Raw genomic sequence first — 25479 nt, forward strand, 5'->3', positions numbered from 1 at the left:
AGCGCTTACTCCGCCGCCGCTTTCGCTGCCGTTGAAAGCTGGGTGAGCCATGCCCGCATCGCGGCGGGGCGAACCGGCTTGTTCTGCAGGCCGACGCCGTCGCGTTCCGCAGCACCTCGGACTTCCGGCGATCGGTCGGCAGTGACCAGCAGGGCCGGGATGTTTTCGCCAAACAGCGCCCGGATGCGCGCGATCGCCTCGATGCCGGTGCCGTCGTCGAGATGGTAGTCGGCAATGATGGCGTGCGGGCGCTCCTGCGCGGATGCCGACATCTCAGTGCAGGCGGCCAGCGATTCCGCCGTCGTGACGATACATCCCCAGCCCGACAGCAGCACCCGCATGCCTTCGATGATGCGCGGCTCGTTATCGATGCAGAGCACGCGCAACCCGTTGAGCGCCTCGCTTGCCTTTGTCGTCGGGGCAGGCCCGACGGTGACCTGTTCTCCAGCGGTCGGATCGAGCGGCACGGTGACCTTGAAGCCGGTGCCCTTTCCGGGTTTCGACTGCAGGCTGACGGGGTGGTTGAGCACGCGCGAAATACGGTCGACGATGGAAAGCCCGAGGCCGAGGCCAGATGCGGTGCGCGCGCCCTCGTCGAGCCGTGCGAACTCCTTGAAGACCGTGCGGAACTTCGATGCGGGAATGCCGATGCCGGAATCCAGCACTTCGATCGTCACCATCTTGCCGCGCCTGCGCACGCCGACGAGCACCTTGCCCCGGAGCGTATATTTGACCGCGTTCGAGACCAGGTTCTGGACGACGCGCCTGAGCAGGTTCGGATCGGTGCGCACCACTAGCGATGTCGGCATCACCACCAGTTCGAGGTCCTTTGCCCGCGCCATCGGTGCAAAATCCGTTTCGACGCGGCGCAGGAGATCGTTGAGCGGCACCGACTGCAGCCGCGCCTTCATCGCGCCGGTATCGAGCCGGGAAATATCGAGTACGGCGCCGAGAATGGCCTCCACCGATTCCAGCGACGAATCGATGTTTTCCACCAGCGTGCTGTTGTCGGATTCCCCCAATCGCTCGACCAGCGAAGACGAGTAGAGCCGGGCGGCATTGAGCGGCTGCAGGATGTCGTGGCCGGCGGCGGCAAAGAACCGCGTCTTGCCGATATTGGCCTCTTCGGCCGCAGCGCGCGCTTCGGCCAGCTCGTGGTTGACCCGGGTCAATTCACCGGTACGCTCGGCGACACGCAGCTCCAGCGTCTCGTTGGCCTGTTTCAGCGCCATGTCGGCGGCGACCCGCTGGGTGATGTCGGTATAGGTCGTGACGATGCCCTTGTCGGGCATGGCATTGGTGCGCACTTCGATGATCTGCTGGCCATTTCCAAGCTCGAGCAGGAACGGCTTGTCGAGCGTCAGGAAGTTGGCGATCAGCCGCTTCTCGTCCTCCTTGCGGATGTCGCCGCGCTTGGTGAGGATCGCGACGATGTCGGCGAGCGGAAAGCCCACCTGGCCCGCCGCCTCCGGCAGGTCGAGCAGCTGGCGGAAGCGCCTGTTCCAGATGATCAGGTTGTTGGCGTTGTCGAAGACGGCAATGCCCTGGTCCATCTGCGAAAGCGCGGTCTGAAGCATGTCCTGATTGTACTGCAGCGCTTCGCTTGCCTGGTCGAGCAGCCAGGCCGTGTCCGACGAGGTGTCGTCGACTCGTTGCAGCACCAGCGAAAAGACGAGGCGGGCCGAAGACGAGCCGATGGCGCTGCCAAGCAGTTGTTCGGAAAAATGCACCAGTGCCATGTCGGCCGGCGCATTGTCGTCGAGCCAGCGCCCGGACTGGCGCTCATAGGTATGGAACGAACGCTGCATGCGTTCGTCGCCCATGTAGCGCGCGATAGTCGCCTTGAGGTCGCGAACGGTGACCTTGGTCTTGCGGCCGCGAAACGCTCTTTCGCTGCGCGAACGCCTGGTGATGAAGACCCCGGCCTGGAACCGTTCGAGCGGCTTGGGCGCGCGCGTCAGGGAGGCGAGCACATACATGGTCAGGTTGACGAGCAGGCTGAGGGTCGTGGCGTTGACCAGCGGGTCGGCGTCGGCTCCGGAAAAGACGTCGGTGAAGGGCAGAAGGAAGCTCAGCACCGTCGTTGCGACATGCGAATTGTCAGGCCCGCCGAGGCTTGGCAGGAACAGGAGATAGGCCCAGACGAAGAAACCCGAGACCATGCCGCAGATCGCGCCACGGGCATTAGCCTGGCGCCAGACCAAGCCACCGAGCAGGGACGGGGCCATCTGTGAGATCGCGACGAAGGAGAGAAGGCCGAGCGAGGCGAGGCCGGCGCTGATGTCGGCGGAGCGGTAATAGGCATAGCCGAGCAAAAGCACGACGAAGATCGCCGTGCGCCGGATGTTGAGCAGGGTACCGGCAAGATTTTCCTGCAGCCCGCCGCGCTGGCCGAGGTTTCGGCGCAGGAACACCGGCATGACGATATCGTTGGAGATCATGATCGACAGCGCCACCGAAGCAACGATGACCATCGCCGTCGCGGCGGAAAAACCGCCGATGAAGGTGATCAGCGTCAACAGCGGCAGGCCGTTGGCGAGCGGCAGCGTCAGCAAATAGAGGTCGGCGTCGCCGGAGCCGGAGAAGGTCAGGATGCCGGCAATGGCGATCGGCAGGACGAAGAGGTTGATGGCGACGAGATAGAGCGGAAAGAGAATGCCGGCGGTACGCAGTTCGCCTTCCGTGCGGTTCTCGACGACGGTGACGTGAAACTGCCGCGGCAGCATGATGATAGCGAAGGCCGAGGTGACGATCAGGAGGATCCAGCGCGCGATCGGCGTTTCGTAGTGGAGCGCCTGCTCGACCGCCGGGCTTTGCTGGGCGAGTGCCCACAGGTGCGACGGCCCGTCGAAGATCACGAAGACGATGTAGAGACCGGCAGTGATCAGCGCCACCAGCTTGACCACCGATTCCATCGCGATCGCCAGGATCAGGCCGTCCTGGTGTTCGGTGGCATCCGTATGGCGGGTGCCGAAGACGATGGCGAAGCAGGCGAGAAACAGGGTGACGAGAAGCGGCAGGTCGATGAAGCTTTGCCCGGCGCCGATCCCATAGTCACTGGTGTTGATCATGGCCGCGACCGAGCTTGAGATCGCCTTCAGCTGCAGCGCGATATAGGGCACGGCGCCGACCAGTGAGATCAGCGCGACGATCGCCGCCACCGCCGGGTTCTTGCCGTAGCGGGCGGCAATGAAGTCGGCGACGGATGTCAGCTTCTCGGTCTTGGCAAGCCGTATGATCTTGCGGATCAGCGGCATGCCGAGCGTGAACATCAGGATCGGGCCGATGTAGATGCCGGTGAATTCAAGGCCGCGCTCGGCCGCAAGCCCGATGCCGCCGAAATAGGTCCAGGACGTGCAATAGATCGCAAGGCTCAGCGCATAGACCAGCGGCCTGCCTTTGACCGCAGTGCTTTTTCTCCTGGCCCGCCTGTCGCCGTAGCTTGCGACTGCGAAAAGCAGCAGCAGATAGGCGAAAGCCGAGGCGAAGATGACCGAACCCGAGAGCATGCCTCATTCCTCCGGGCGTCAGCATAGGCCAAGTCCGGGAGGTTGAGAATTGCCTCCCGCATCAGTCTTAAGTCCAAGGCGAGACTGGAAAAAACGAGGCCGGCCTCAAGTCTTGGACCGCGTGCGGCCCGCGACCGCAGAACTCGCTTGCACGCGATTTGATCAAAGGCAAAGAAAGGTTTCTTCGCTGGCCGCTTTGGTTTAGATTTCGTGAACGGTTGCAGCGCGGGACAGCGCCGGCGGTCGCCTTCAACGGGGATATACGGAGAGACGTATGCTGAATGAGTTCAAAGAGTTTATTGCCCGCGGGAACGTCATGGATCTCGCGGTCGGTGTGATCATCGGCGCTGCCTTCAGCAAGATCGTCACGTCCATTGTGGAAGACCTCGTGATGCCGGTCGTCGGTGCTCTGACGGGCGGCGGTTTTGATTTCTCCAATTACTTCCTGCCGCTCTCGGCCAATGTGACGGCGACGTCTCTGGCTGCTGCCCGTGCTCAGGGTGCCGTCTTCGCCTATGGCAATTTCATCACCGTCCTCATCAACTTCCTGATCCTTGCCTGGATCATCTTCCTGATGATCAAGGCGGTGAACCGCGTGCGCGCATCCGTCGAAAAGAAGAAAGAATCCGAACCGGCTGCTCCGCCGCCGGAAGATGTCCGTCTGCTTTCGGAAATTCGCGACCTGTTGAAGCAGCGCGCCTGAGTTTTGTCTTCGCGGGCTCCGCCTGGAGCCGGACCCGCGAAACATCACAGAAATCAATAAACCGGTCAGATAAAGTCGTGTGATCGCAGCTGCGAAAGCAGCTAGAAGCGATGGGCAATTGCGGAGCAGGCTTAAGGAAAGGCATGTGCGGCCTTCCGAGCGCCTCGCTCTAACATATGAGAATCGTTCACGTTTATGATCTTGAGGACGATCCGTCCCAAGATCGTCGTGATCCAGGAGCCCGTCGATGACCATCATGACCACCATCAGCCCCCGTGCACTCGCAGCGCCGGAAAGCGGCATCGTCGAGGTTGTGAATTATGCCCGTGGGCGCGACGGTTTGATCCCGCTCTGGGTGGGTGAAGGCGATCTTTCGACGCCAGCCTTCATTTCCGAGGCGGCCAGCGAAGCGCTGCTCGCGGGTGAGACCTTCTACACCTGGCAGCGCGGCATCCCACCATTGCGCGAGGCGCTGTCGCGCTACTATCAGCGCCGCTTCCAGAAGGATCTGTCTCCGGACCATTTCTACGTCACCGGCTCGGGCATGCAGGCGATCAAGCTTGCGATCGAGGCCATCACCTCCCCGGGTGATGAAATGGTGCTTCTGACCCCCGCCTGGCCGAACTTTGCTGCCGCTGCCGAACTATCAGGCGCCAAGCCGGTCCCGGTGCAACTCCGTTTCGAAAACGGCATGTGGCAACTCGACCTCGAGCGGCTCGAAGCGGCGATAGGCCTGAAGACCAAGGCCCTGTTCATCAACACGCCATCGAACCCGACCGGCTGGACCGCGAGCCATGACGACCTGCGCGCCATCCTTGGGCTTGCACGCAAGCACGGCCTGTGGATCGTCGCCGACGAGATCTATGCGCTTTATCATTACGCCGGCGGCCGGGCGCCTTCCTTCCTCGACGTGATGGACGATGACGAGCGCATCATCTTCGTCAACTCCTTCTCCAAGAACTGGTCGATGACCGGCTGGCGCGTCGGCTGGATCGTGGCGCCGCCGGCAATCGGCCAGGTGCTTGAAAACTTGGTGCAATACGCGACCTCGGGCGTTGCGCAGTTCATGCAGCGCGGCGCCGTCGTGGCGCTGGACGAGGGCGATGCTTTCGTCGACGCCAACATTGCCAAGGCGGCACGGAGCCGCGACCTGCTTTGCGACGCGCTGATTGCCACCAATCGGGTCGAGACGCTGAAGCCCGACGGCGCGATCTACACGTTCCTCAAGATCGACGGCGTCACGGATTCGCGCGCGGCGGCCATCGACATCGTCGACAAGACGGGTGTCGGCCTTGCGCCGGGAACAGCCTTCGGCGATGGCGGCTCGTTGTTCATGCGCGCCTGCTTCCTGCGCGATCCGGCGCGGGTCGCCGAAGCGGCAAGCCGCCTGCAGAATTACATTCTCGGCCGCTGAGCCCCCGTCCTGGCCTCGGCCCGTGGGTGTTTCGGCCCGCGGGTTCCCGGTGTGACCCTTTCTTAACTCTACACCAAGGAATTGTAGCCACGCGACCGTGCGGGCGTGCCGCCTTTACCTATTCCGAAAGCATCGATGGGCTTTGCTGTCTGCGATGGTCTAGGGAACGGGACGTAGCGAATGGCCGTGTTGGTAACGGGCGGTGCCGGCTATATCGGCAGTCACATGACGTGGGCGTTGCTCGACGCGCATGAGGATGTGGTCGTGCTCGATCGGCTGTCGACCGGTTTTCGCTGGGCCGTACCACCCGAGGCACGCTTCTATCGCGGCGACGTCGGCGACAAGGCCTTGCTGGCGCGGATCTTTGAGGAACACGCGATTGACGCGATCGTGCATTTTGCAGGCTCTGCGATCGTGCCGGAATCCGTTGCCCATCCATTGGCCTACTACCAAAACAACACTGCCAATACCTGCACGTTGATCGAGGCGGGCGTAAAGGCGGGTATCGGTCATTTCGTCTTTTCGTCGACGGCCGCCGTTTACGGTAGCCAGGACGGTGAAGACCCGGTGCGCGAGACGGCGACGCCCCACCCGGAAAGCCCATACGGACTGTCGAAGCTGATGGCCGAACTGATGCTGCGGGATGCGGCGGCTGCGCATGCATTCCGCTATGTGGCGCTGCGCTATTTCAATGTTGCCGGCGCCGACCCCAAGGGCCGAACCGGCCAGTCGACCACGGGAGCGACGCATCTGATCAAGGTCGCCTGCGAGGCGGCCCTCGGCAAAAGGTCGAAGATCGATGTATACGGAACCGACTATCCAACAACGGATGGCACCGGTGTGCGCGATTACATCCACGTCACGGATCTGGTCGAAGCCCATATGCGTGCGCTTGCCTATCTCAGGGCCGGCGGGGAGCCATTGGTCAGCAATTGCGGCTATGGCGAGGGTTTTTCCGTGTTGCAGGTCATCGACACCATCAGGCGCCTCTCCGGTCGTGACATCGCAGTCGAGCATGGGCCGCGGCGGCCGGGCGATATCGCTCGCATCGTCGCCGATCCGTCGCTGGCGCGGCTGAAGCTGGATTGGGTGCCAAGGCATGCAAGCCTTGAAGAGATCGTCCAGAGTGCATTCGCCTGGGAAGAACATCTTGCCCGCAAGAACAGCTACGATCTGGCGCGTCCTCTGATCCGACTGGTGTGAGTTGCTCGATCAGGGCGCTTGATCGTCGCCGTCCGTCTCGCCCAGTATCTTCTGCTCGTGCGCGATGGCGTGGTTGATCAGCCGTGCCCAGATATCCTCGTAGAAAGCTGGATCAAGACCCTGGCTTTCCGCATTCTTGCGGGCATTTTCCCGCACTTCCATCACCCGTGCCGGAATATCCGCCTTCAGCTTCAGTGGTCGTTTGATCTCGGCGGCGCGGTCTATATAGCCCCAGCGCTCGGCGAAAAGCGCCATCAGCGCCTGATCGAGCCGATCGATCTCGGCGCGCACATCGGCCATATCAGTGCATTCGGCTGGGGTCTTTTGCATCTGTCTCGTCCGGTTGCGGCAGGGATGCCGTGCGCCCGCATGGGCACGCGGCGCTCTTGCGGCGCACTGCTAACAAACGGCGGGTGATCTGAGAAGAGGCAACAGGGTCGCACGGTCCAGGCGCCACCAGGATGGTGGTCACCTCAGCAGGCGATCGCTTGGCGGGGGAGGAGGGTGCGGTCCTGTCTCCGTCCGCGGCGATCGCCTGCTGACGTGTTGAGGAAAGCTAACCCGCCAAGCTTGAGCGAGGCTTTTTGCCCTGTCACCGAACGATTACAATCAGGTGCCGATCATCAGCTTGATCACGAGCCCGATGACGGTGACGGTAGCAACGCCCGCACACCAGAGGCCGACGAACCAAAGAAGCTTTCGGCCGGTTCCCGTATCGCTCTTCAATGGTAACCCTCCTCCGGGTCGATCTTGCCGCGGAAGACCCAATAGGCATAGCCGGTATAGGCAAGGATGATCGGCACCAGCACCAGGGCGCCGGCCAGCAGGAAGGACAGGCTCGCGTCGGGTGCCGCCGCATCCCAGATCGTCAGCGATGGCGGTACGATGTAGGGAAAGAAGCTGATGCCGATGCCGGCATAGCCAAGCACGAACAGCCCGAGCGCGGCAAGGAACGGCCTGCTGTCATGGCGGGTCCTGATACCTGAAATCAAGAGGTAGAGGCAGCCAAGCACCAGGAGCGGCACGATGATGCTGAAGATGGCCGTCGGCCAGCCGAACCAGCGCTGCAGATAGAGCGGCTCGAGGAACGGTGTCCACAGGCTGACGATGCCCATGGCGGCGACCGTGCCGAATGAACATTTGAGGGCCAGGCTGCGGGCACGATCCGCAAGGTCCCCATGGGTCTTCATGACAAGCCAGGTGGCGCCGAGCAACGCATAGCCGACGACGACGGCAATACCTGTCATGATCGAGAACGGCGTCAACCAGTCCCACCAGCCGCCAGTATAAGCACGGTTCTCGACGGGGATCCCCTGAACCAATGCCCCGAGCGTGATACCTTGCGCGAAGGCGGCGAGCATCGAGCCCCCGGCAAAGGCCCAGTTCCAGAGATATTCGGCGCGCCGCGTGCGCCAGCGATACTCAAAGGCGACCCCGCGGAAGATGAGGCCGATGACCATGGCGATGATGGGCGCGTAGAGAGCCGGCAGGATCGTGGCGTAGGCGAGCGGGAACACCGCCATCAGGCCGCCCCCGCCGAGTACAAGCCAGGTCTCGTTGCCGTCCCAGACCGGTGCGACCGAGTTCATCATCACGTCGCGATCATGTTTTTCCGGAAAGAACGGAAAGAGGATGCCGACGCCGAGGTCGAACCCGTCGAGGATGACATAGGCGAGCACCGCAAAGGCGATGATGCCGGCCCAGATCAGCGGCAGATCAATGTCCATGATGACCTCCATGGGGGTTGGCGATGGCGGCACCGGCCGTGCGGATCGGGCCCTCGTCGAGATCGGGTGTCGGGTCACGCGGAAGTCGCGCCATCAGCCGCAGGATGTAGAAGGTGCCGGCGCCGAAAACGAAGAAGTAGACGATGATGAAGGCGAGCAGTGAAGCGCCGACGGCGGGCGCCGCAATCGGTGCGACCGAGTCTTTTGTCAGCAGATGGCCGTAGACAGTATAGGGCTGGCGGCCGACCTCGGTGGTCACCCAGCCGGCGAGCACGGCAACGAAGCCGGCGGGTCCCATCGCGACGGCGGCGCGATGCAGCCAGGCATTGCTGTCGAGGGTGCCGCGATACCGACACCACAGGCTCCAGAGCCCGATACCGAGCATGGCGAAGCCGAGGCCGACCATGATGCGGAACGACCAGAAGACGATGCCGACGGGCGGATGCAGTTCTTCCGCAATGGTGTCGAGGCCGGCAAGCGGCGCGTTGAGATCGTGCTTGAGGATCAGGCTGGACAGCTTCGGCACCTCGATAGCGTAGTCGACGCGCTTCTCGGCAGAGTTCGGAATGCCGAAGAGAATGAGCGGAGCCCCATCCGGGTGGCTCTGGTAATGGCCTTCCATCGCCATCACCTTGGCCGGCTGATGCTCCAGCGTGTTGAGCCCGTGCATGTCGCCGGCAAAGATCTGGATCGGCGCGACGATCGCCGCCATCCACATCCCCATCGAGAACATCTTTCGCGCGCGACGGGGTGCGGTCCTGCGGATGAGATGCCAGGCACCGCAGGCGCCGACGACGAAGGCTGTCGTCAGGTAGGCGGCAAGCACCATGTGCACCAGGCGATAGGGGAAGGATGGGTTGAAGACGATTGCCCACCAGTCGACCGGTACGAACTGTCCAACGTCGTTGATTTCAAAGCCTCTCGGCGTCTGCATCCACGAATTTGCCGAAAGGATCCAGGTGGCCGAGATCAGTGTGCCGATCGCGACCATGGCAGTCGCCAGGAAATGCAGCTTTGGCCCGACGCGGTTGAGGCCGAAGAGCATGACGCCGAGGAAGCCTGCCTCGAGGAAGAAGGCGGTCAGCACTTCATAGCCCATCAGTGGCCCGATGATCGGTCCGGCCTTGTCGGAAAAGACGCTCCAGTTGGTGCCGAACTGATAGGACATGACGATGCCGGAGACGACGCCCATGCCGAAGGCAACGGCAAAGATCGTCTTCCAGAAATTGAAGAGCTCGAGATAGACCTCGTCCTTCTTCCACAGCCACAACGCTTCAAGCACCGCAAGGTAGCTTGCAAGCCCGATCGAAAAGGCGGGGAAGATGATGTGGAACGAGACGGTGAAGGCGAACTGGATGCGGGCAAGTATCGTCGCATCGAAACTTTCAAACACGGCACAATCCTTTCAGACATGCAGCGTCGTGCGCATGTTCTGGCGCGCAAAGACCGCTGCAACTCTCTGTCTGCTGCACACTTTCAGCCTCGGATCATTGTGATCCCAGGCATTGCACTATGCCTTCCACGGCGGGGCCAATCCTGTGGTTGCATCCGCGTTTCAGCATGCGCTTGAATCTGCGCCAAAATTGCCAAAGGTCAATGTTAGGCCGGCCGCCACGTTGTCACACTGCGGCAATGTCTCGCTTGCGGCAAAAGGGAGCGGGCGCGCCGGTGATGGACGGCGCGAAGAAATTCGACGTGCATTGCGGTCGAAGGGCCGGCGTTCACCGGGTCGGCAGATAGGCCTCGGCAAGCTCGGTCCAGAAGGCGGCGCCGATCGGCAGAAGATCGTCGTTGAAATTATAGGCAGGATGGTGGAGCGGCTTCTCCTCGCCCGACACTTTCGAGCCAAGGAAGAAATAGGTCCCTGGCCGCTCCTGCAGCATATAGGCGAAATCCTCGCTGCCCATGAAGGGGCGTTCGAGATCGATCACCTTGTCGGCGCCAGCGAAACGAACGGCAAGATCGCGGACGAAATCCGTCTCTGCCTTGTGGTTGATCGTCGCGTCGTAGCTGCGCAGGTAGTCGACCGTTGCGCGCATGCCGAAGCTCGTGGCTTGTGCCTCTGCGATCATGCGGATGCGGCGCTCCAGTTCGTCGCGAACGCCGGGATCGAAGGAACGGATGCCGACGACGATTTCGGCGCGCTCCGGGATGATGTTGCTGGCCGAACCCGCATGGAAGGCGCCGACGGTGACGACCGACGGATCCATCGGGTGGATGTTGCGCGAGACGATCGATTGCAGCGCCATGATGATCGAGGCGCCGCAGACGATGGGATCCGCCGTCTCCTGCGGTTCGGCGCCATGGCCGCCGCGGCCGTGCACGGTGATGCGCGCTTCGTCGACCGCCGCCATGATCGGCCCTTCGCGCAGGGCAAATTGTCCAAAGGGCAGGCCCGGTTCGTTGTGGAGGGCGAAGACGGCATCGCAGGGGAATTTCTCAAACAGCCCTTCGTCCATCATGATCTTGGCGCCGCCGAAAATTTCCTCGGCCGGCTGGAAGATCAGGTGAATGGTGCCATCGAAATTGCGCCGTTCGGCAAGCGCGCGGGCCGCTCCGAGCAGCATCGTCGTGTGGCCGTCGTGGCCGCAGGCATGCATCAGCCCCGGTGTCTTGCTGGCGTAGCCGAGGCCGGTTTCTTCCAGGATCGGCAGTGCGTCGATATCGGCGCGGATGCCGATCGAGCGCGATCCGCTGCCGTTGCGCAGGGTCCCGACGACACCGGTTTTCGAAAGCCCAGTCGTCACCTCGTAGCCGAGTTCGGCAAGGTGCCGCGCGATGAAGGCTGAGGTCCGGGTCTCTTCCAGCCCCAGTTCCGGATGGGCATGCAGGTCGTGGCGGATGGCGACAAGGTCCGGCATGGCGTTGTCGATGGAAGAGGAAAGCTTCATGTCAGGCACCACGGGTTGGTATGCGGTTTTCGAATGTGCGGAAGGCCACCACCAGAATGCCGGTGAGGCACATGTAGATGAGTGCGAGCAACAGCAGCGGCTCGTAGGTCAGGAAGGTTTCCTGCCGGACCTTGGAGATGACGGCATAGACGTCGACGACGGTGATCGTCGCCACCAGCGGCGTCGATTTCAGCTGCAGCACCGTTTCGCCGTTGAGTGTCGGCAATGCGCGATGGATGGCACGCGGCAACCAGATGCGGCGAAACATCGTCCAGCGGCTCATGCCATAGGCTTTCGCCGCCTCCAGCTCGCCGGCGGGAACACCCGCAAAGGCGCCGCGCATCACTTCGCCTTCGTAAGCGGCGAAGGATATCGTCAGCGCCGCGACGCCATAGGGCCACGCCTCGCGCAGATAGGGCCAGAGGAAGGATTGGCGGATGGCGGGAAACTGCGGGAACAGCGAGCCTAGCCCGTAATAGAGCAGCCAGAGCTGCAAGAGCAGCGGCGTGCCGCGAATGACGGTGCAGAACACCTTTGCCGGCAACTTGAAGAACCAGGGGCCGGTCACCTGCGCGAGCCCGATCGGCACGGCGAGCAGGAAGCCGAGGATCGCTGTGCTGAACAGCATCACCAGGCTGACGAGAATGCCCCAGCCGAGCCGTGGCAGGTAACGGGGCAGCCAGTCCCAGCGCATGAAGACGGCGACGCAGACGACGAAGGCGGCAAAGACCAGCATCATCACGATGCGATGTGGCTGGAAGAAGCTGCGCGCGGTCGGCAGGTCTTCGGGGGTAAAGGCGACGGCGTGGGTGGTTTGATCCGTCATCGCTGCTCCGCGAAACCGCGCCTCGCATGCCGTTCCAGCATGCCGATGAAGATGTTGGAGACGAGCGTCAGCGCCAGATAGAGCGCGCCTGCGGCGAGGAAGAACAGGAGATAGGCCTTGGTCGTGCCCGCGGCCTGGCGTGTGACCAGCGTCAGCTCGCTGAAGCCGACGACCGCCAGAAGCGCCGTGTCCTTGGTGGCGATCAGCCAGAGATTGGAGAGGCCGGGGATGGCGTAGGGTAGCATCGCCGGCAGGGTGATGCGCCGCAGCACCTTCAGTGGTGACATGCCATAGGCGCGCGCGGCCTCTATCTGACCGGCCGGAACAGCCTTGATCGCACCGCGAAGCACCTCGGTGGAATAGGCGCCCTGCACCACGCCGATGACGAAGATGCCGGCCATCAGGCCGCTGATGTCGACGGGGCCGATCGAGAACAGTGCGAGCAACTGGTTCAGGAGATCGGTGCCGGCGTAATAGAGCAGGAGGATGAGCACCAGCTCTGGCACAGCCCTGACGACCGTGGTGTAGCATTCGAGCAGATCACGCAGGATCGGCCCGCCATAGAGCTTGCCGAAGGCGCCGCCGACGCCGAGCGTCAGGCCGAGCGCAAAGCCGCCAATGGCGATCTGGATCGAGTTGACGAAACCCTGCAGCAGCACTCCGCCCCAACCGGGCGCGGAGAGCGCAAGCAGGCTCCAATTGACGATAGAATCCGATGCCATGCGTCTTCGACCTCCGAAGGCATCGGCCGGCAGCCTCAATGACTGCCGGCCGGCTGTGCCTTATTCGCCGTAGATGTCGAAGTCGAAGTACTTCTTCGAGAACGTGTCGTAGGTGCCGTTGTCGCGGATCGCCTTGATCGCGGCATTGAGCTTGTCCTTGAGCTCGGTCTCGCCCTTGCGCAGGCCGACGCCGACGCCCGGGCCGATCACGGCCACGTCTTCGGCGACGTCACCCTTGTAGTCGCAGCACTCCTTGCCCTGGTCGGTGGCAAGGAAAGCCTTGAGCGCGATCGCGTCCGCCTGGACCGCGTCCACGCGTCCGGCGGCCAGATCGTTGTTGGCCTCGTCCTGCGTCTGGTACTCCTTGACCTCGATGCCGGCCGCGGCGAAATGCTTGGCGGCATAGGCCTGGTGCACGGTCGAGACCTGGACGCCGATCGTCTTGCCGGCAAGGCCTTCCGGTGTCGGCTTGAAATCCACGCCCTTGGTGCCGATGACGCCGGTCGGCGTGTTGTAGTACTTGTCGGAGAAGTCGATCGTCTTCAGCCGCTCGTCGGTGATCGACATCGAGCTCATGATCATGTCGATCTTCTTCGATGTCAGCGCCGGAATGATGCCGTCCCAGGCGACCGGCGTCAGCACGCATTCTAGCTTTGCTTCCGCACAGACAGCGTTCATGAGTTCGACTTCCCAGCCTTCCCATTTGCCGCTGGCATCTGGCGCGGTGAAGGGCGGGTAAGGTTCGGCGGCGACGCCGACCTTCAGGGCTTCCGCCGAAGCGGCAATGCCGCCGCTGACGGCAATGGCGGCTGCGACCGCCAGGACTTTCAATGTCTTCTTCATGCTGTTCCCCTTTTTTGGTTGTTGAGCATTGCTGAATTCAGTGAATGGAGCTGATGAACTTCTTGAGCCTTTCGGATCTGGGCGCGCCGAAGATAGCCTCTGGTGGGCCTTGCTCCTCGATGACGCCGTTGTGCAGAAAGACAATGTGATTGGCGACGTCGCGCGCGAACTTCATCTCGTGGGTGACGAGGATCATCGTGCGCTTTTCGCGGGCGAGATCGCCGATGACCGAAAGCACTTCGCCGACCAGCTCCGGATCGAGCGCCGAGGTCGGCTCGTCGAAGAGCATGACCAGCGGTTGGATGGCAAGTGCGCGGGCAATGGCGGCGCGCTGCTGCTGGCCGCCGGAGAGGAAGGCCGGATAGGCATCGCGCTTCTCATAGAGCCCGACACGCTTGAGCAGGGTTTCGGCCGTCGCGATCGCCTCGGCCTTCGGTTTGCCGAGCACGTGGATCGGCGCCTCGATGACGTTTTCAAGGATGGTCATGTGCTGCCAGAGATTGAAGCTCTGGAACACCATGCCGAGCTGGCTGCGCAGGCGCTGGACCTGCTTGCGATCTTCCGGCACAAGTCCGCCGCGCCCGTCCGGCTTCATCCGGATCTTTTCGCCGTGCACGCTGACGGTGCCGGCAGAGGGCAGTTCCAGCATGTTGATACAACGCAGGAAGGTCGATTTGCCGGAGCCGCTGCCACCGATGATGGCGATGACGTCGCCCTGTTTCGCCGTGAGCGAAACTCCCTTCAGCACTTCCAATGGCCCGAAACGCTTGTGCAGGTCAGTGACCGCGATTGCCTGGGCCGCATCCGTCATCGGCGCGCCGCTCCCATGGCTCTGCGAGCTTTTTTTGAAGGCATGAAACAGTTCCCCTGTCGTCTTTCCGCGCAGCATCTTTGGCTTGTCACGGTGTTTGTTGGCAGGCATGGTTGCACTTGTGTCGCTATTGTTCAAGCGTATAATAATGCGTATCGTCGTTTTTTTTATCGCCCGCCGCCTACCCGAATTTCCCTGAAGGAGCCTCCATGCGCCCGTTTCGTTCGAAGGATTTGACGAACCCGTTCGCCGGCCCCCGGGCGCGAATGGCAGCGCGGATGGCGGCATGAATCGCCGCACGTTTCACCGGGCCCCCGAGGGAGAACGCCGCCAGGAACTGATCGAAGCGACGCTCGACTGCATCGCCGAGTTTGGCCTGAAGGGCGCGACGGTCCGCCAGATTGCCATTCGTGCCGGGGTGACGGCCGGGCTGGTCCGGCACTATTTCGAATCGAAGGACCAGATGGTCGCCGAGGCCTACCGCGCGGTGATCGCTTCCTTGACGGACAAGGCGGCTCATGTCGAAGGCGATCCGGAAACACGGCTGAGGGACTTCATTGCCATCAACCTGACCGAGCCGGTCGCCGACAGCCGCAGCATCTCGCTCTGGGCGGCCTTCATCAGCCAGGTGCGCGTCGACCCGATCCTCGCCGAGATCCACCGCGACGGCTATGTAACCTTCCGCAACACGCTGCAGGATCTGCTGGCCGACTTCCTCACCTTGAAGAACAAGCCGGCCGACGCAGAAACCTGCCGCGCCTACGCGATCGCGATCAACGGTCTTGTAGATGGCCTGTGGATCGAAGGATGCCTAGCGGGAGACCTGTTCCGCGAGGGCGAACTGGTCGCCATCGCCATGGCCTCGGTCGAGGCGCTGCTCGGCGCGTCGATCGGCAGTGACAAACAATGAAAACGGGAGAGAACACCATGCGCTACGCCTCGATCACCGATCGGCTCGCAGACCTCGGTTCGGGAAAATGGTCGCTGCACATCCGTGCGCGCCAGTTGAAGGCGGGTGGTGCCGATATCATCGAGCTGACGATCGGCGAGCCGGACGTACCGCCGGACCGTGCGCTCATTGACGAATGCCAGCGCGCCATGAATGCCGGTCGTTATCGCTACTCCAACGGCCGCGGCGAGCACGCGGTCGTGGCCGCGCTCGTCGAGAAGTATCGCCGTCGTCGCGCCGATGTGAGCATGGAAAACGTCCTCTGCTTCCCGGGCACGCAGACCGCACTTTTCAGCGTCATGCTGGGCCTGGTCGAGGCTGGCGATGCCGTCCTCGTCGGCGATCCGCTCTACGCCACCTACGAGGGCGTCATCCAGTCGACGGGTGCGCATCAGGTGCTGGTGCCGCTGAAGCCGGAATTCGGTTTCCACATGCAGGCCGCCGATATCGAAAAGGCGATCACGCCGGAGTGCAGGGTGCTGCTGCTCAACACGCCGCACAATCCAACGGGCGCCGTGCTGACCGCTGCCGAAATCGCCGAGATCGGCGAGGTCGCGCGCCGCCACGACCTCTGGATCGTCTGCGATGAGGTTTATGAGGAGCTGGTGTTCGACGCCGTCTTTGCGTCTCCGTTCGACAATCCGGATCTGGCCGAGCGCACCATTGTCGTCTCATCGATCTCCAAGTCGCATGCAGCTCCGGGTTTTCGCAGCGGCTGGGCCGTCGGCCCGGCGGAATTTACCGGCCGGCTGCTGCCGGTGTCGGAAACGATGCTTTTCGGCGTGCAGCCGTTCATTGCCGATATGACGGCCTATGCGCTGACCCATGAGATCGATACGGCGCGGCGGATGCGCGAGAGCTACAAGTCGCGCTCGCGCCGCGTCGTCGATGGCCTCGCTGATGCACCCGGTATTCTGGTCCTGCCTCCGGAGGCCGGCATGTTCACGCTGATCGATGTCTCTGCAACGGGCATGTCGGGCGAGGCCTTCGCCTGGGCGCTGCTGGAGGAAGAGGGGGTCGCGGTGATGCCCGGATCCTCCTTCGGCGATGAGGCGCAGAACTACCTACGGATGAGCCTGACCGTGCCCGACAAGGACATCGATGAGGCCTGCCGCCGCATCACCGCGCTTGCCGAGCGCGCCACACTGCGAAAGGAGCGCCGCGCATGACCACGAAAACGGTAGGCGAAGCCCTGGTCGATCTGCTCGAGGCCAATGGCGTCGAGGTGGTCTTCGGCATTCCAGGCGTCCATACGGTCGAGCTCTATCGCGGCCTGGCCGCTTCGAAGATCCGTCACGTTACGCCCCGACACGAGCAGGGCGCAGGCTTCATGGCCGACGGCTATGCCCGCGTCAGCGGCAAGCCGGGTGTTGCCCTTGTCATCACCGGGCCGGGTTTGACCAACACCATCACCGCCATGGCGCAGGCGCGGCAGGATTCGATCCCGATGCTGGTGATCTCTGGCGTCAACCGTCGCGATTCGCTCGGCCATGGCCGTGGACTGTTGCACGAGCTTCCCGACCAGCACGGCATGATCAAGACGCTGGCGCTCTATTCGCACACCTTGCTCAATCCAGACGATCTGCCTTTCGTTGTCGACCGGGCTTTCTCGGTGCTTCTGTCCGGTCGGCCAGGGCCGGTGCATATCGAGATCCCGACGGATGTCATGACGGCGCGTATCGAGCCGAAGACCATCCGCTCGGCCGCAGCCACGCGCCCGCGCTCCGACAGCGAGACGCTGCAGCAAGCCGCCATCCTCTGCGCCGACGCGAGCCGTCCCGTCATCATTTGCGGCGGCGGTGCCCTCACTGCCGAGGCGGAGGTGAGGTCGCTTGCCGAACAGATCGGCGCGCCCGTCGTTACCACGGTCAATGCGCGCGGCATGCTCGCCGGCAGTCCGTTGCGCGTTCCCGCAAGCCCCAGCCTCAAGGCAGTGCGATCGCTGCTGAAGGAGGCCGATCTCGTGCTGGCACTCGGCACGGAGATGGGGCAGACCGACTACGACATGTACGCCGATGGCGGCTTTCCGGTGCTGCGCAACCTGATCCGAACCGACATCGACGCGGCACAGCTCGCCCGCGGCCCGCATGCCGCACTTTCGATCCTCTCCGGCGCCAAGACGGCAACGGCGGGCATTCTCGCCTTCCTGCCGGGGCATGCGCCAAAGGATGGGGCAGCCCGCGCCGAGGTCGCGCGAAAGGCGGCGCTGAAGGAACTGACGGCCAAGATGCGGGCCGAGATCGCCGTGGTCGATGCGGTCTACAAGGCGCTGCCCGATTGCACCATCGTCGGCGATTCCACCCAGGCCGTCTATGCCGGCAATCTTTATTGCGATGCGCCGCGTCAGCGCAGCTGGTTCAACTCGGCGACCGGTTACGGTGCACTCGGCTACGCCCCGCCGGCTGCCGTCGGCGCTGCCGTGGCCGACCCGTCGCGACCCGTTGTCTGCCTTGTCGGCGACGGCGGTTTCCAGTTCTCGCTTGCCGAAATCGGCTCTGCCGTCGACGTTCAGGCGCGGGTGATCTTCCTCGTGTGGAACAATGACGGCTACCAGGAGATCGAGTCCTACATGATCGAGACCGGGGTCACGCCCGAGGGTGTCAGGCCGTCTGCGCCGGACTTCACCCTCGCCGCCAAGGCCTATGGCATCGAGGCGGAAAGGCTGGCCTCGGTTGCCGATCTCCCGCGTGCGCTGGCGGACGCGGGCGCACGCAGTGGGCCGTCGCTGATTGAGATCCACCAGGTCACCACGACCGGCGCAACCGCGTAAACTGACGACCCAGACACCTTTTGCGCGGCGCGAAATTTGACATTTCGCGTCCGCAATGGTGTTAAGAGCGCCTCGTGCTCGATTCCGGCCATGTTCTTCGGCTAGATTTGCTGCATTCCGGCTGAATTGAACTTTCAGGCGCTAAGCGCCGAGGAAGGGGCGGCGTCCCGAATGGACCCAGTGTGTGGTGGCAACAGAGGCAAGTTTGCCGGCCGGCTAATCGCCGTCCTGTGGCTGTTCTGTGCTTCTCTGGCCATGCAGCTGATCGTCGTGGGGCAGGGGTTTTCCTCGCGTCTTTCGGCCGAACAGCAGGCGGGCAATCTCGCCTCCACCGATACTGTTCCTTCAGACCACCCCGCCGCGCGCCAGATTTCGCGCGCGACCCCGGTGTCGGACCTGCGCTTTACCGCCGAACGCAAGGATGCCAAATCCGCGACCGGCGACGGCGCCTCACCGATGCTGTTTGCGTCGGTCATCCTTCTACCGTTCGAGCCGCTGGGCGAAGATCTCGCCTTTGGCCGCGTTGCCTTCACCGACGGCTTGTCGAACCGCGGTCCGCAAATCCGCGCGCCTCCGCGCGCCTGATCGACACCGATATTCGGGCACGACGATCCCTGCGATGCTGCTCGTGCCCCCAATGAAACAAAGTCCTGACGATGCGCTCGACGCCCGCACAGGCTCTCTTGGAACCACAACATGCGTACATCCAAATGGGCGATTTTCGCCTATGTCGCTGTCATCCTTTTCGGATGCATAGCGGCGCTACCAAACGTTCTCTCGCCGGCACAACGCGAGCAATTCGGCGCCTGGCTGCCGGTCAAGCCTGTCACCCTCGGTCTCGACCTGCGCGGCGGTTCCCATCTCGTCCTTGAGGTCGATGGCAACGGGCTGCGGCAGGCCAGATTGAACTCGCTCCTGGACGACGTCCGCCGGGTACTTCGCACCGAGCGCGTATCGGCCTCCTCGGCGCGCATCAGCGGCAATACGATCACCGTGACGCTTGCGGATCCGGCTGATCGGGAAAAAGTCCAGCCGAAACTGCAGGAGCTGGCAACGCCGGTTAGCGCGATCGGCTTCGGCGGTTCCGCTCCGGAGATCGAGGTCGCGACAAGCGGTGATGTCATCACCGTCGCGCTGACGGAGGCAGGCATTTCCGACCGCATGACCAAGGCGGTCGAGCAGAGCCTCGAGATCATCCGCCGGCGCGTCGATACCGTCGGTGTCGCCGAACCGCTGATCCAGCGCATCGGCGCAAACCGCATCCTTGTCCAGCTCCCGGGCCTCCAGGACCCGACAGGCCTGCGCCAGCTCCTTGGCTCGACCGCCCAGATGAGCTTCCACATGGTCGATCAGACCACGGACCTGACCCAGCCTCCGCCGCGCGGCGTTGATATCCTGCCGGGCGCCAACGACAACAATCGATATGCGGTGGAGAGCCGTGTCGCGCTTTCTGGCGAGCGACTTTCGGACGCCAAGGTTGGCTTCGACCAGCGGACCAACCAGCCGATTGTCGATTTTACCTTCGATTCACTCGGCGCCCGCCAGTTTGCTGAAATCACCCGCGACAATGTCGGCCGGCCCTTCGCCATCGTGCTCGACGGCAAGGTGTTGACGGCTCCCGTCATCAACGAGCCGATCATCGGCGGCCGCGGCCAGATCAGCGGCAACTTCACGGCGGAATCGGCAACGGTTCTTTCGGCGCTCTTGCGCTCGGGCGCTCTGCCGGCCCCGCTGACGGTGATCGAAGAACGCTCGGTCGGCCCGAACCTCGGCAGCGATTCCATCCGCATGGGCATCTTCACCGGCCTTGCCGGTTTTGGCCTGGTCGTCACCCTCATGGTCGTGCTCTACGGCGCATGGGGCATGATCGCCAATGTCGGTCTGGTGCTGCACACCATCCTGACGATCGGTGTGCTGGGCATGATCGGCTCGACGCTGACGCTTCCCGGTATCGCCGGTATCATCCTCGGCATCGGCATGGCGGTTGACGCCAACATTCTGATCAATGCCCGTATCCGTGAAGAAACCGAAGGCGGTGCCGGCGCCATGAAGGCGCTCGATATCGGCTTCAACAAAGCTTACGCGACGATTATCGACTCCAACGTTACCACGCTCTCCGGCACCTTGCTGCTGTTTGCCTTCGGTTCCGGACCGGTCAAGGGCTTCGCCGTCACGATGATGCTCGGCATCGTCATCTCGATGTTCACGTCGGTGACCGTCGTGCGCCTGATGATGCGCGAAGTCGTCGTGCGCCGGAAGATGAAGAAGCTCGAGATTCCCTCGCTCTTCGGCAAGGTTCCGAAGCTGCCGAGCTTCTCCTTCATGAAGGGGCGCTTTGTCGCCATCGGCATGTCGGCGTTCCTGTCGATAAGCTCGGTCGTGCTGTTCTTCACGCCGGGCCTCAACTACGGCATCGACTTCGTCGGCGGTATCCAGGTGGAGGCGACGTCGAAGCAGACGCTCGACCTGCCGGCGCTGCGCCACAGCCTTGAATCGCTCAATATCGGCGAAGTGGCGCTGCAGGAGTTCGGCCAGGACAAGTCGGTCCTGATCCGCGTCCAGCGTCAGCCGGGCGGCGAGCAGGAACAGACGGTAGCCCTCAACAAGATCAAGGACGCGGCGGTACAGACCATCTCCGACGTGACCTTCGAGCGGACGGAAGTCGTCGGGCCGACGATCAGCACGGAACTGGCAAAATCGGGCTTCCTGGCCGTCGGTCTCGCGATGGTGGCGATCCTGCTCTACATCTGGTTCCGCTTCGAATGGCACTTCGCCGTCGGCGCGATCGCGGTCCTGCTGCTCGACATCACCAAGACGATCGGCTTCTTCGCGCTGACCGGTATCGACTTCAACCTGACGGCCATAGCGGCGCTGCTGACGATGATCGGTTACTCCGTCAACGACAAGGTCGTGGTCTATGACCGCATGCGCGAGAACCTGCGCAAGTACAAGTCGATGCCGTTCTCCGATCTCATCGACATGAGCATCAACCAGGTGATCGCGCGATGCATCTTCACTTCGATGGCCACCGCGCTGTCGCTGGTGCCGATGGCGATCTGGGGCGGCGATGCTGTGAAGAGCTTCGCCTGGCCGATGATCTTCGGCGTTATCGTCGCGACGACGTCTTCGATCTATATCGGCGGGCCGATTCTGTTGTTCCTCAATCGCTGGTGGAAGGATCGCGAAGCGACCCGCACCGGCACGGGAAGCACGCAGCCGGGTGCTCCGGCAGCCTGAGCTCAGGTCCAAGGATACAAAACGTGAAGGGGCGGCCTCATGGGCCGCCCCTTTTTTGTCCGAAAGTGCTGTCTTTATCACCCTCGCCCTTGCAGGTTGATTCGACGCTTCCTAGATAGTGAGGGCCTCCGGTTTCGGATCGGGAGAACGGATCTTGCATCCTGACCCCCTAAAATTTGATGGGTTGAGAAATATTTTTCGCGACATCATCTTTTTAATTGACGGAATTGGTAGATTATTCTAGTTTGCAGCTCTGTGAAGCGGATGAGTCCGCCTCACGGTTGTTCATGAACCGCTCCGGCATTGCGATGCCGGACACAAGCCAAAGGAGTGTGACATGTCCGAAACCGTCTCGACCGCCGCCTTCTTCGGCACGCGTTCCCATTGTCGTGCAACAGTGAAGAAACGTCTCATTCGCCTCTGCCGAATGTGATCCTCGAACTCTCGAAATTCATCCTTTGCCGAAATTGAAATGTCCGCGCCTTCGGGTGTGGAAGGAGCGTTATTTGCATGAGCAAGCAGGTTATCGAATATGGCGGCGAAGCCGTCGGGGTCGTCGTCCCGGACGAAGGCCGTTTCAAGTTTCTCGCAGTCAAGTACCATGTCTGGGATCTGGACGCACAGCGGTTCCGCTCGGCTGACGAAGCCCGCGCGGCCATCCGCCATCTGCTCGCCCGCCAGACCATGCCAACCGAGCGTCATGGTGATGCGGCCGCGGCTTAGTACAGACGGCGGCCGTATCCCGCATGTCTGGCAGGTTTAAAGACCAGGTTTTGCGTTGATTCCGCGCCACAATTGTGTGTTGGCCGCACGTTTCTTGTGCTATGCCAAACACACGATTGCGTTTGCGCGGATGATTCCCGTTTTTGAGGGAGCCGCAGGGGAAGCTTGCCGGAATGCTGACGAAGAAGGGAAAGTACGGATTGAAGGCTCTTGTCGACCTGGCGCGACTGGAGCCCGGAGAGACGGCTTTCATCACCGAGATCGCCCAGCGCAACAACATCCCGAAGAAGTTTCTGGACACCATCCTGCTGGAACTGCGCAACGCCGGCATGCTTCGCTCGAAGAAGGGCCCAGGTGGCGGCTATTCGCTGTCGCGCCCGGCGGCAGAAATCCGCATCGGCCATGTCATCCGTACGCTTGACGGCCCGCTCGCGCCGATCCGCTGTGCCAGCCGCACGGCCTACGAGGTCTGCGAGGATTGCAACGATCCGGAGACCTGTCAGGTCCGCGTCTCGATGACCACCGTGCGCGACGCGGTTGCCTCTATTCTCGATTCCATGACGCTTGAAGAGTTTGCGGCCGACAAGTCGATGCCGCTCGAAGCGCCGGAAGAAAAGCGCGTCGGCTGACGAAAACGTCTTCTTTGCGGGATTTCCTGCGCAAACTCGACGGCTTCGGCTTGGTTTGCCAAGAAAAAGCGCCTATCTGCCTGCAATGGATCTGAGAAACGCCGCTGCTAGCCGGCGCAAACGTCTTTGCGGGAATGGAAACACAATGGGTTTGAGACACGCATCAGCGGATGAGCGGCGCGGTTTGGCTGCATTGGAGTCGGTCGGCAGGACTTTGACGACGGCGATGGCCGGCATCAAGGCGCTCTCCGATCACCTCGGCGCCGATACGGCGTTTGCCCAAAGCATGGTTGAGGCGATCGAACTCATCGGCGAAAGCCAGGGCCGCGTTGTCGTTTCCGGTATCGGCAAAAGCGGGCATATCGGCCGCAAGATGGCGGCGACCATGGCGTCGACAGGCACATCGGCCTACTTCGTCCACCCGACCGAAGCGAGCCATGGCGATCTCGGCATGGTGACGTCGCAGGACGTGCTGATCCTGTTGTCCTGGTCGGGCGAGACGGCGGAACTCGCCAACATGCTCACCTATGCCAAGCGCTTCAAGGTGCCGATCGTTTCGATCTCGTCCAACCGTGATAGCGTGCTGGCGCGCAACTCCGAAGTGCCGATCGTTCTGCCGAAGGTTCAGGAAGCCTGTCCGCATGGGTTGGCGCCGACGACGTCGGCGATGCTGCAGCTTGCGGTCGGCGACGCGCTTGCCATTGCTCTGCTCGAGCGCCGCGGCTTCTCGGCCGAAGACTTCAAGACGTTCCATCCGGGCGGCAAGCTCGGCGCACAGCTGCGCCTCGTGCGCGAGCTGGCGCATGTGGGCGAACAGGTGCCGCTCTTGAGCGTCGGTCACCCGATGAGCGAAGCGGTCATCGAAATGTCTTCCAAGGGCTTTGGCGTTGTCGGCATTGTCGACGAGGACGGCAAGCTTGCCGGCGTCATCACCGACGGCGACTTGCGTCGCCACATGTCGGGCGATCTGCTGGCGCAGACCGTCGAGGCGGTGATGTCGCGCAACCCTCGTGTCATCAGGGGCGATGTTCTGGCAAGCGGTGCGATGGAGTTCATGCAGGATCACAAGGTGACCGTGCTGTTCCTCGTCGACGACGAGGGCCTTCCGGTCGGCATCCTGCACATTCACGACCTGCTCCGCGCCGGCGTCGTCTGACCCCTGTCAACGTTTTGATCCCTGACGGCCGGCCTAGGCGGATGGCGGGGCTGGCCGTTGTTTTTTCTGCGGCTTGCGCCGTGGCGGGGGATCGACGAAGGCGCCCGGCTGATTGACCGTGTTCTCGTGCAGGCGCTCGGCGATCGCCTGCGCACCGGCATCGGTTCCTGCTTTCGAATAGAGATTGCCGCGAACCTGGATCGAGGCGGCAAGCAGCCGGAACATGGCGGAGCTTACCTCGGCGTCAGGCGCAGCAGGCGCTTGCCAGAAGTCGTCCAGCGGCTGCTGGTCCGTCAAGCCGGCAATGTCGAACACCGCGGTACCCAGCACCTTGACCGGCCGCCCCTGTTTCAACGCATGCAGACCCGCGGTCGAGTTGACCGTGACCATGCCCGCGCTGGCCTCCGCCAGCACATCCAGATTGCCGCCATCGAGATAGAACACGCGCCCGGCAAGGCCAAGCTTGGACGCCCCACCATCGATGAACTTGCGCCAGGCAATCAGGTCGTTGTCGAGCGGATGAACCTTGAAGACCAGGCTGGTGTTCTCAGCCGCGTGAGCTGCAAACGAGCGCAGAACCTCGCCGATTGCATCTTTCTGACTGTGGAACGGCGAATGGGCGCGCAACTGGAAATCGGTTTCGAGCTGCAGCGGATAGACGAAGTAAGGCACGCGTCGCGAAAGCAGTGAACGGACGGTCTCCTCGGCCTCGGCTGTGCGCCGCTTTCCGGTCACGAGGCGGCGGATCCAGCCGGCATACTCGGCCAGCGGATGAAAGATCGCATGACGCCGGTAATGCGGAAACAGGAACCACAGGAAGACGTTGGGGAGATTGTAGAGGAGGTCGTAGCTGGCGTCGGCCAGAAAGGTCTGGCTGTAATGCTTGCGCCAATCCGGCTCCGGCAAATGACGGGCGGCTTCAACGATGTGGGCGGCGTCGGCGGGAAAGTGGGAGTTCGACGACATGCCGTCGCGCTCCAGCGTCAGCCAGTCCGGCCTGAGATAGCCCATCTCGACGATCGATATCGCAACCCCCATACGCCGCGCGACCGCCGTAGCTGCCTGATGATAGGGCCGCTCCTCGCCAAGGAGGATCATGTCGGTAACTTGGTGGGCGCCGATGAAGCGGTCGAGATAGGCAGGCCAGTCCGCCACCGTTCCACGGTAGTTGAACGCCCCTTTGCGCCGCCAGATAATCTGGTCGCCGACATTGAGGTTAATCCGCACGCACGTGTGGCCATAACGCTCGAGCTGATCGGCAATCTTGCGGAAGATCGGCGATGACGGGCCTTGAAGGAACAGGAGCACCCGCCGGCTTGGCCGCTCGGTTGAACCGCGAGTATTGGGCGCAGCGTTTTCCATCGTC

General features: G+C 62.6%; 21 protein-coding genes. 11 read left to right on the top strand and 10 right to left on the bottom strand.

The genetic code is table 11. The features are described 5' to 3' along the window. Nucleotides 1-5: 5 nt before the first annotated feature. Entirely contained in the window at nt 6-3509 is a 3504-nt protein-coding gene (locus tag AC07UR_RS02465; RefSeq protein ID WP_494700007.1) for a PAS domain-containing hybrid sensor histidine kinase/response regulator, read from the bottom strand. 274 nt (nt 3510-3783) lie between these two features. Here AC07UR_RS02465 and mscL point away from each other — a divergent pair, with 274 nt between their 5' ends. From mscL to galE, 3 genes are all read left to right on the top strand, one after another. Beyond that, nucleotides 3784-4212: a large conductance mechanosensitive channel protein MscL gene (mscL, locus tag AC07UR_RS02470; protein ID WP_173418942.1), complete on the top strand. Its 429-nt coding sequence runs from the start codon at nt 3784-3786 to the stop codon at nt 4210-4212. A gap of 247 nt (nt 4213-4459) precedes the next feature. Beyond that, nucleotides 4460-5626, top strand: coding sequence for a pyridoxal phosphate-dependent aminotransferase (locus AC07UR_RS02475; protein ID WP_209787626.1), 1167 nt, complete (start codon nt 4460-4462; stop codon nt 5624-5626). Between the two features lie 180 nt (nt 5627-5806). After that, nucleotides 5807-6829: a UDP-glucose 4-epimerase GalE gene (galE, locus tag AC07UR_RS02480; protein WP_209787622.1), complete on the top strand. Its 1023-nt coding sequence runs from the start codon at nt 5807-5809 to the stop codon at nt 6827-6829. Nucleotides 6830-6838: 9 nt separating this feature from the next. Here galE and AC07UR_RS02485 read toward each other — a convergent pair whose 3' ends face one another. The 8 genes from AC07UR_RS02485 to AC07UR_RS02520 form a co-directional block, all read right to left on the bottom strand. After that, entirely contained in the window at nt 6839-7159 is a 321-nt protein-coding gene (locus tag AC07UR_RS02485; protein WP_173418945.1) for a chorismate mutase family protein, read from the bottom strand. 392 nt (nt 7160-7551) lie between these two features. Further along, nucleotides 7552-8556: a cytochrome d ubiquinol oxidase subunit II gene (cydB, locus tag AC07UR_RS02490; RefSeq protein WP_209787619.1), complete on the bottom strand. Its 1005-nt coding sequence runs from the start codon at nt 8554-8556 to the stop codon at nt 7552-7554. Then, nucleotides 8546-9949, bottom strand: a complete 1404-nt coding sequence (locus tag AC07UR_RS02495; RefSeq protein WP_209787614.1) for a cytochrome ubiquinol oxidase subunit I — start codon at nt 9947-9949, stop codon at nt 8546-8548. Before AC07UR_RS02495 ends, cydB begins: the two co-directional genes overlap by 11 nt. 328 nt (nt 9950-10277) lie before the next feature. Next, a complete protein-coding gene (locus tag AC07UR_RS02500; RefSeq protein ID WP_209787611.1) occupies nt 10278-11447 on the bottom strand; it encodes a M20 aminoacylase family protein in 1170 nt (389 codons plus the stop codon). 1 nt (nt 11448) lies between these two features. Then, nucleotides 11449-12273: an ABC transporter permease gene (locus AC07UR_RS02505; protein WP_173418949.1), complete on the bottom strand. Its 825-nt coding sequence runs from the start codon at nt 12271-12273 to the stop codon at nt 11449-11451. Continuing rightward, the gene (locus tag AC07UR_RS02510; protein ID WP_115418528.1) at nt 12270-12995 is read right to left on the bottom strand and encodes an ABC transporter permease; all 726 of its coding nucleotides are present in this window, start codon (nt 12993-12995) and stop codon (nt 12270-12272) included. Before AC07UR_RS02510 ends, AC07UR_RS02505 begins: the two co-directional genes overlap by 4 nt. A gap of 60 nt (nt 12996-13055) precedes the next feature. Then, nucleotides 13056-13838: a transporter substrate-binding domain-containing protein gene (locus AC07UR_RS02515; protein ID WP_077502847.1), complete on the bottom strand. Its 783-nt coding sequence runs from the start codon at nt 13836-13838 to the stop codon at nt 13056-13058. Nucleotides 13839-13875: 37 nt separating this feature from the next. Beyond that, on the bottom strand, nt 13876-14649 hold the full coding sequence (locus tag AC07UR_RS02520; RefSeq protein ID WP_173418950.1) for an ABC transporter ATP-binding protein: 774 nt from the start codon (nt 14647-14649) through the stop codon (nt 13876-13878). A 286-nt stretch (nt 14650-14935) separates the two neighbouring features. Here AC07UR_RS02520 and AC07UR_RS02525 point away from each other — a divergent pair, with 286 nt between their 5' ends. The 8 genes from AC07UR_RS02525 (at nt 14936) to AC07UR_RS02560 (ending at nt 24113) form a co-directional block, all read left to right on the top strand. Beyond that, on the top strand, nt 14936-15559 hold the full coding sequence (locus AC07UR_RS02525; RefSeq protein WP_173418951.1) for a TetR family transcriptional regulator C-terminal domain-containing protein: 624 nt from the start codon (nt 14936-14938) through the stop codon (nt 15557-15559). 17 nt (nt 15560-15576) lie between these two features. Beyond that, a complete protein-coding gene (locus AC07UR_RS02530; protein WP_209787609.1) occupies nt 15577-16767 on the top strand; it encodes a pyridoxal phosphate-dependent aminotransferase in 1191 nt (396 codons plus the stop codon). Then, nucleotides 16764-18368: a 5-guanidino-2-oxopentanoate decarboxylase gene (locus tag AC07UR_RS02535; protein WP_209787606.1), complete on the top strand. Its 1605-nt coding sequence runs from the start codon at nt 16764-16766 to the stop codon at nt 18366-18368. Before AC07UR_RS02530 ends, AC07UR_RS02535 begins: the two co-directional genes overlap by 4 nt. A gap of 171 nt (nt 18369-18539) precedes the next feature. Then, nucleotides 18540-18953 (top strand): hypothetical protein, encoded by a 414-nt coding sequence (locus tag AC07UR_RS02540; RefSeq protein WP_209787604.1) that lies wholly within the window; start codon nt 18540-18542, stop codon nt 18951-18953. A 111-nt stretch (nt 18954-19064) separates the two neighbouring features. Then, a complete protein-coding gene (secD, locus tag AC07UR_RS02545; RefSeq protein WP_173418954.1) occupies nt 19065-21605 on the top strand; it encodes a protein translocase subunit SecD in 2541 nt (846 codons plus the stop codon). Nucleotides 21606-22115: 510 nt separating this feature from the next. Beyond that, nucleotides 22116-22328 (top strand): hypothetical protein, encoded by a 213-nt coding sequence (locus tag AC07UR_RS02550; RefSeq protein ID WP_077502841.1) that lies wholly within the window; start codon nt 22116-22118, stop codon nt 22326-22328. Nucleotides 22329-22501: 173 nt separating this feature from the next. Further along, the gene (locus AC07UR_RS02555; RefSeq protein WP_053248737.1) at nt 22502-22957 is read left to right on the top strand and encodes an RrF2 family transcriptional regulator; all 456 of its coding nucleotides are present in this window, start codon (nt 22502-22504) and stop codon (nt 22955-22957) included. Nucleotides 22958-23102: 145 nt separating this feature from the next. Further along, nucleotides 23103-24113, top strand: a complete 1011-nt coding sequence (locus AC07UR_RS02560; protein ID WP_209787602.1) for a KpsF/GutQ family sugar-phosphate isomerase — start codon at nt 23103-23105, stop codon at nt 24111-24113. A gap of 33 nt (nt 24114-24146) precedes the next feature. Here AC07UR_RS02560 and AC07UR_RS02565 read toward each other — a convergent pair whose 3' ends face one another. Continuing rightward, complete coding sequence (locus AC07UR_RS02565) at nt 24147-25475, bottom strand: capsule polysaccharide biogenesis protein (RefSeq protein ID WP_209787600.1); 1329 nt, start codon at nt 25473-25475, stop codon at nt 24147-24149. Between the last annotated feature and the right edge of the window lie 4 nt (nt 25476-25479).

Source organism: Ensifer sp. GW821-FHT05G01, from assembly GCF_059419585.1.

What these genes read in the sequence shown, in the direction of transcription:
- AC07UR_RS02465 (WP_494700007.1), bottom strand. Translation starts at nt 3,509, where the DNA reads ATGCTCTCGGGTTCGGTCATCTTCGCCTCGGCTTTCGCCTATCTGCTG.
- mscL (WP_173418942.1), top strand. Translation starts at nt 3,784, where the DNA reads ATGCTGAATGAGTTCAAAGAGTTTATTGCCCGCGGGAACGTCATGGAT.
- AC07UR_RS02475 (WP_209787626.1), top strand. Translation starts at nt 4,460, where the DNA reads ATGACCATCATGACCACCATCAGCCCCCGTGCACTCGCAGCGCCGGAA.
- galE (WP_209787622.1), top strand. Translation starts at nt 5,807, where the DNA reads ATGGCCGTGTTGGTAACGGGCGGTGCCGGCTATATCGGCAGTCACATG.
- AC07UR_RS02485 (WP_173418945.1), bottom strand. Translation starts at nt 7,159, where the DNA reads ATGCAAAAGACCCCAGCCGAATGCACTGATATGGCCGATGTGCGCGCC.
- cydB (WP_209787619.1), bottom strand. Translation starts at nt 8,556, where the DNA reads ATGGACATTGATCTGCCGCTGATCTGGGCCGGCATCATCGCCTTTGCG.
- AC07UR_RS02500 (WP_209787611.1), bottom strand. Translation starts at nt 11,447, where the DNA reads ATGAAGCTTTCCTCTTCCATCGACAACGCCATGCCGGACCTTGTCGCC.
- AC07UR_RS02505 (WP_173418949.1), bottom strand. Translation starts at nt 12,273, where the DNA reads ATGACGGATCAAACCACCCACGCCGTCGCCTTTACCCCCGAAGACCTG.
- AC07UR_RS02510 (WP_115418528.1), bottom strand. Translation starts at nt 12,995, where the DNA reads ATGGCATCGGATTCTATCGTCAATTGGAGCCTGCTTGCGCTCTCCGCG.
- AC07UR_RS02515 (WP_077502847.1), bottom strand. Translation starts at nt 13,838, where the DNA reads ATGAAGAAGACATTGAAAGTCCTGGCGGTCGCAGCCGCCATTGCCGTC.
- AC07UR_RS02520 (WP_173418950.1), bottom strand. Translation starts at nt 14,649, where the DNA reads ATGACGGATGCGGCCCAGGCAATCGCGGTCACTGACCTGCACAAGCGT.
- AC07UR_RS02525 (WP_173418951.1), top strand. Translation starts at nt 14,936, where the DNA reads ATGAATCGCCGCACGTTTCACCGGGCCCCCGAGGGAGAACGCCGCCAG.
- AC07UR_RS02530 (WP_209787609.1), top strand. Translation starts at nt 15,577, where the DNA reads ATGCGCTACGCCTCGATCACCGATCGGCTCGCAGACCTCGGTTCGGGA.
- AC07UR_RS02535 (WP_209787606.1), top strand. Translation starts at nt 16,764, where the DNA reads ATGACCACGAAAACGGTAGGCGAAGCCCTGGTCGATCTGCTCGAGGCC.
- AC07UR_RS02540 (WP_209787604.1), top strand. Translation starts at nt 18,540, where the DNA reads ATGGACCCAGTGTGTGGTGGCAACAGAGGCAAGTTTGCCGGCCGGCTA.
- secD (WP_173418954.1), top strand. Translation starts at nt 19,065, where the DNA reads ATGCGTACATCCAAATGGGCGATTTTCGCCTATGTCGCTGTCATCCTT.
- AC07UR_RS02550 (WP_077502841.1), top strand. Translation starts at nt 22,116, where the DNA reads ATGAGCAAGCAGGTTATCGAATATGGCGGCGAAGCCGTCGGGGTCGTC.
- AC07UR_RS02555 (WP_053248737.1), top strand. Translation starts at nt 22,502, where the DNA reads ATGCTGACGAAGAAGGGAAAGTACGGATTGAAGGCTCTTGTCGACCTG.
- AC07UR_RS02560 (WP_209787602.1), top strand. Translation starts at nt 23,103, where the DNA reads ATGGGTTTGAGACACGCATCAGCGGATGAGCGGCGCGGTTTGGCTGCA.
- AC07UR_RS02565 (WP_209787600.1), bottom strand. Translation starts at nt 25,475, where the DNA reads ATGGAAAACGCTGCGCCCAATACTCGCGGTTCAACCGAGCGGCCAAGC.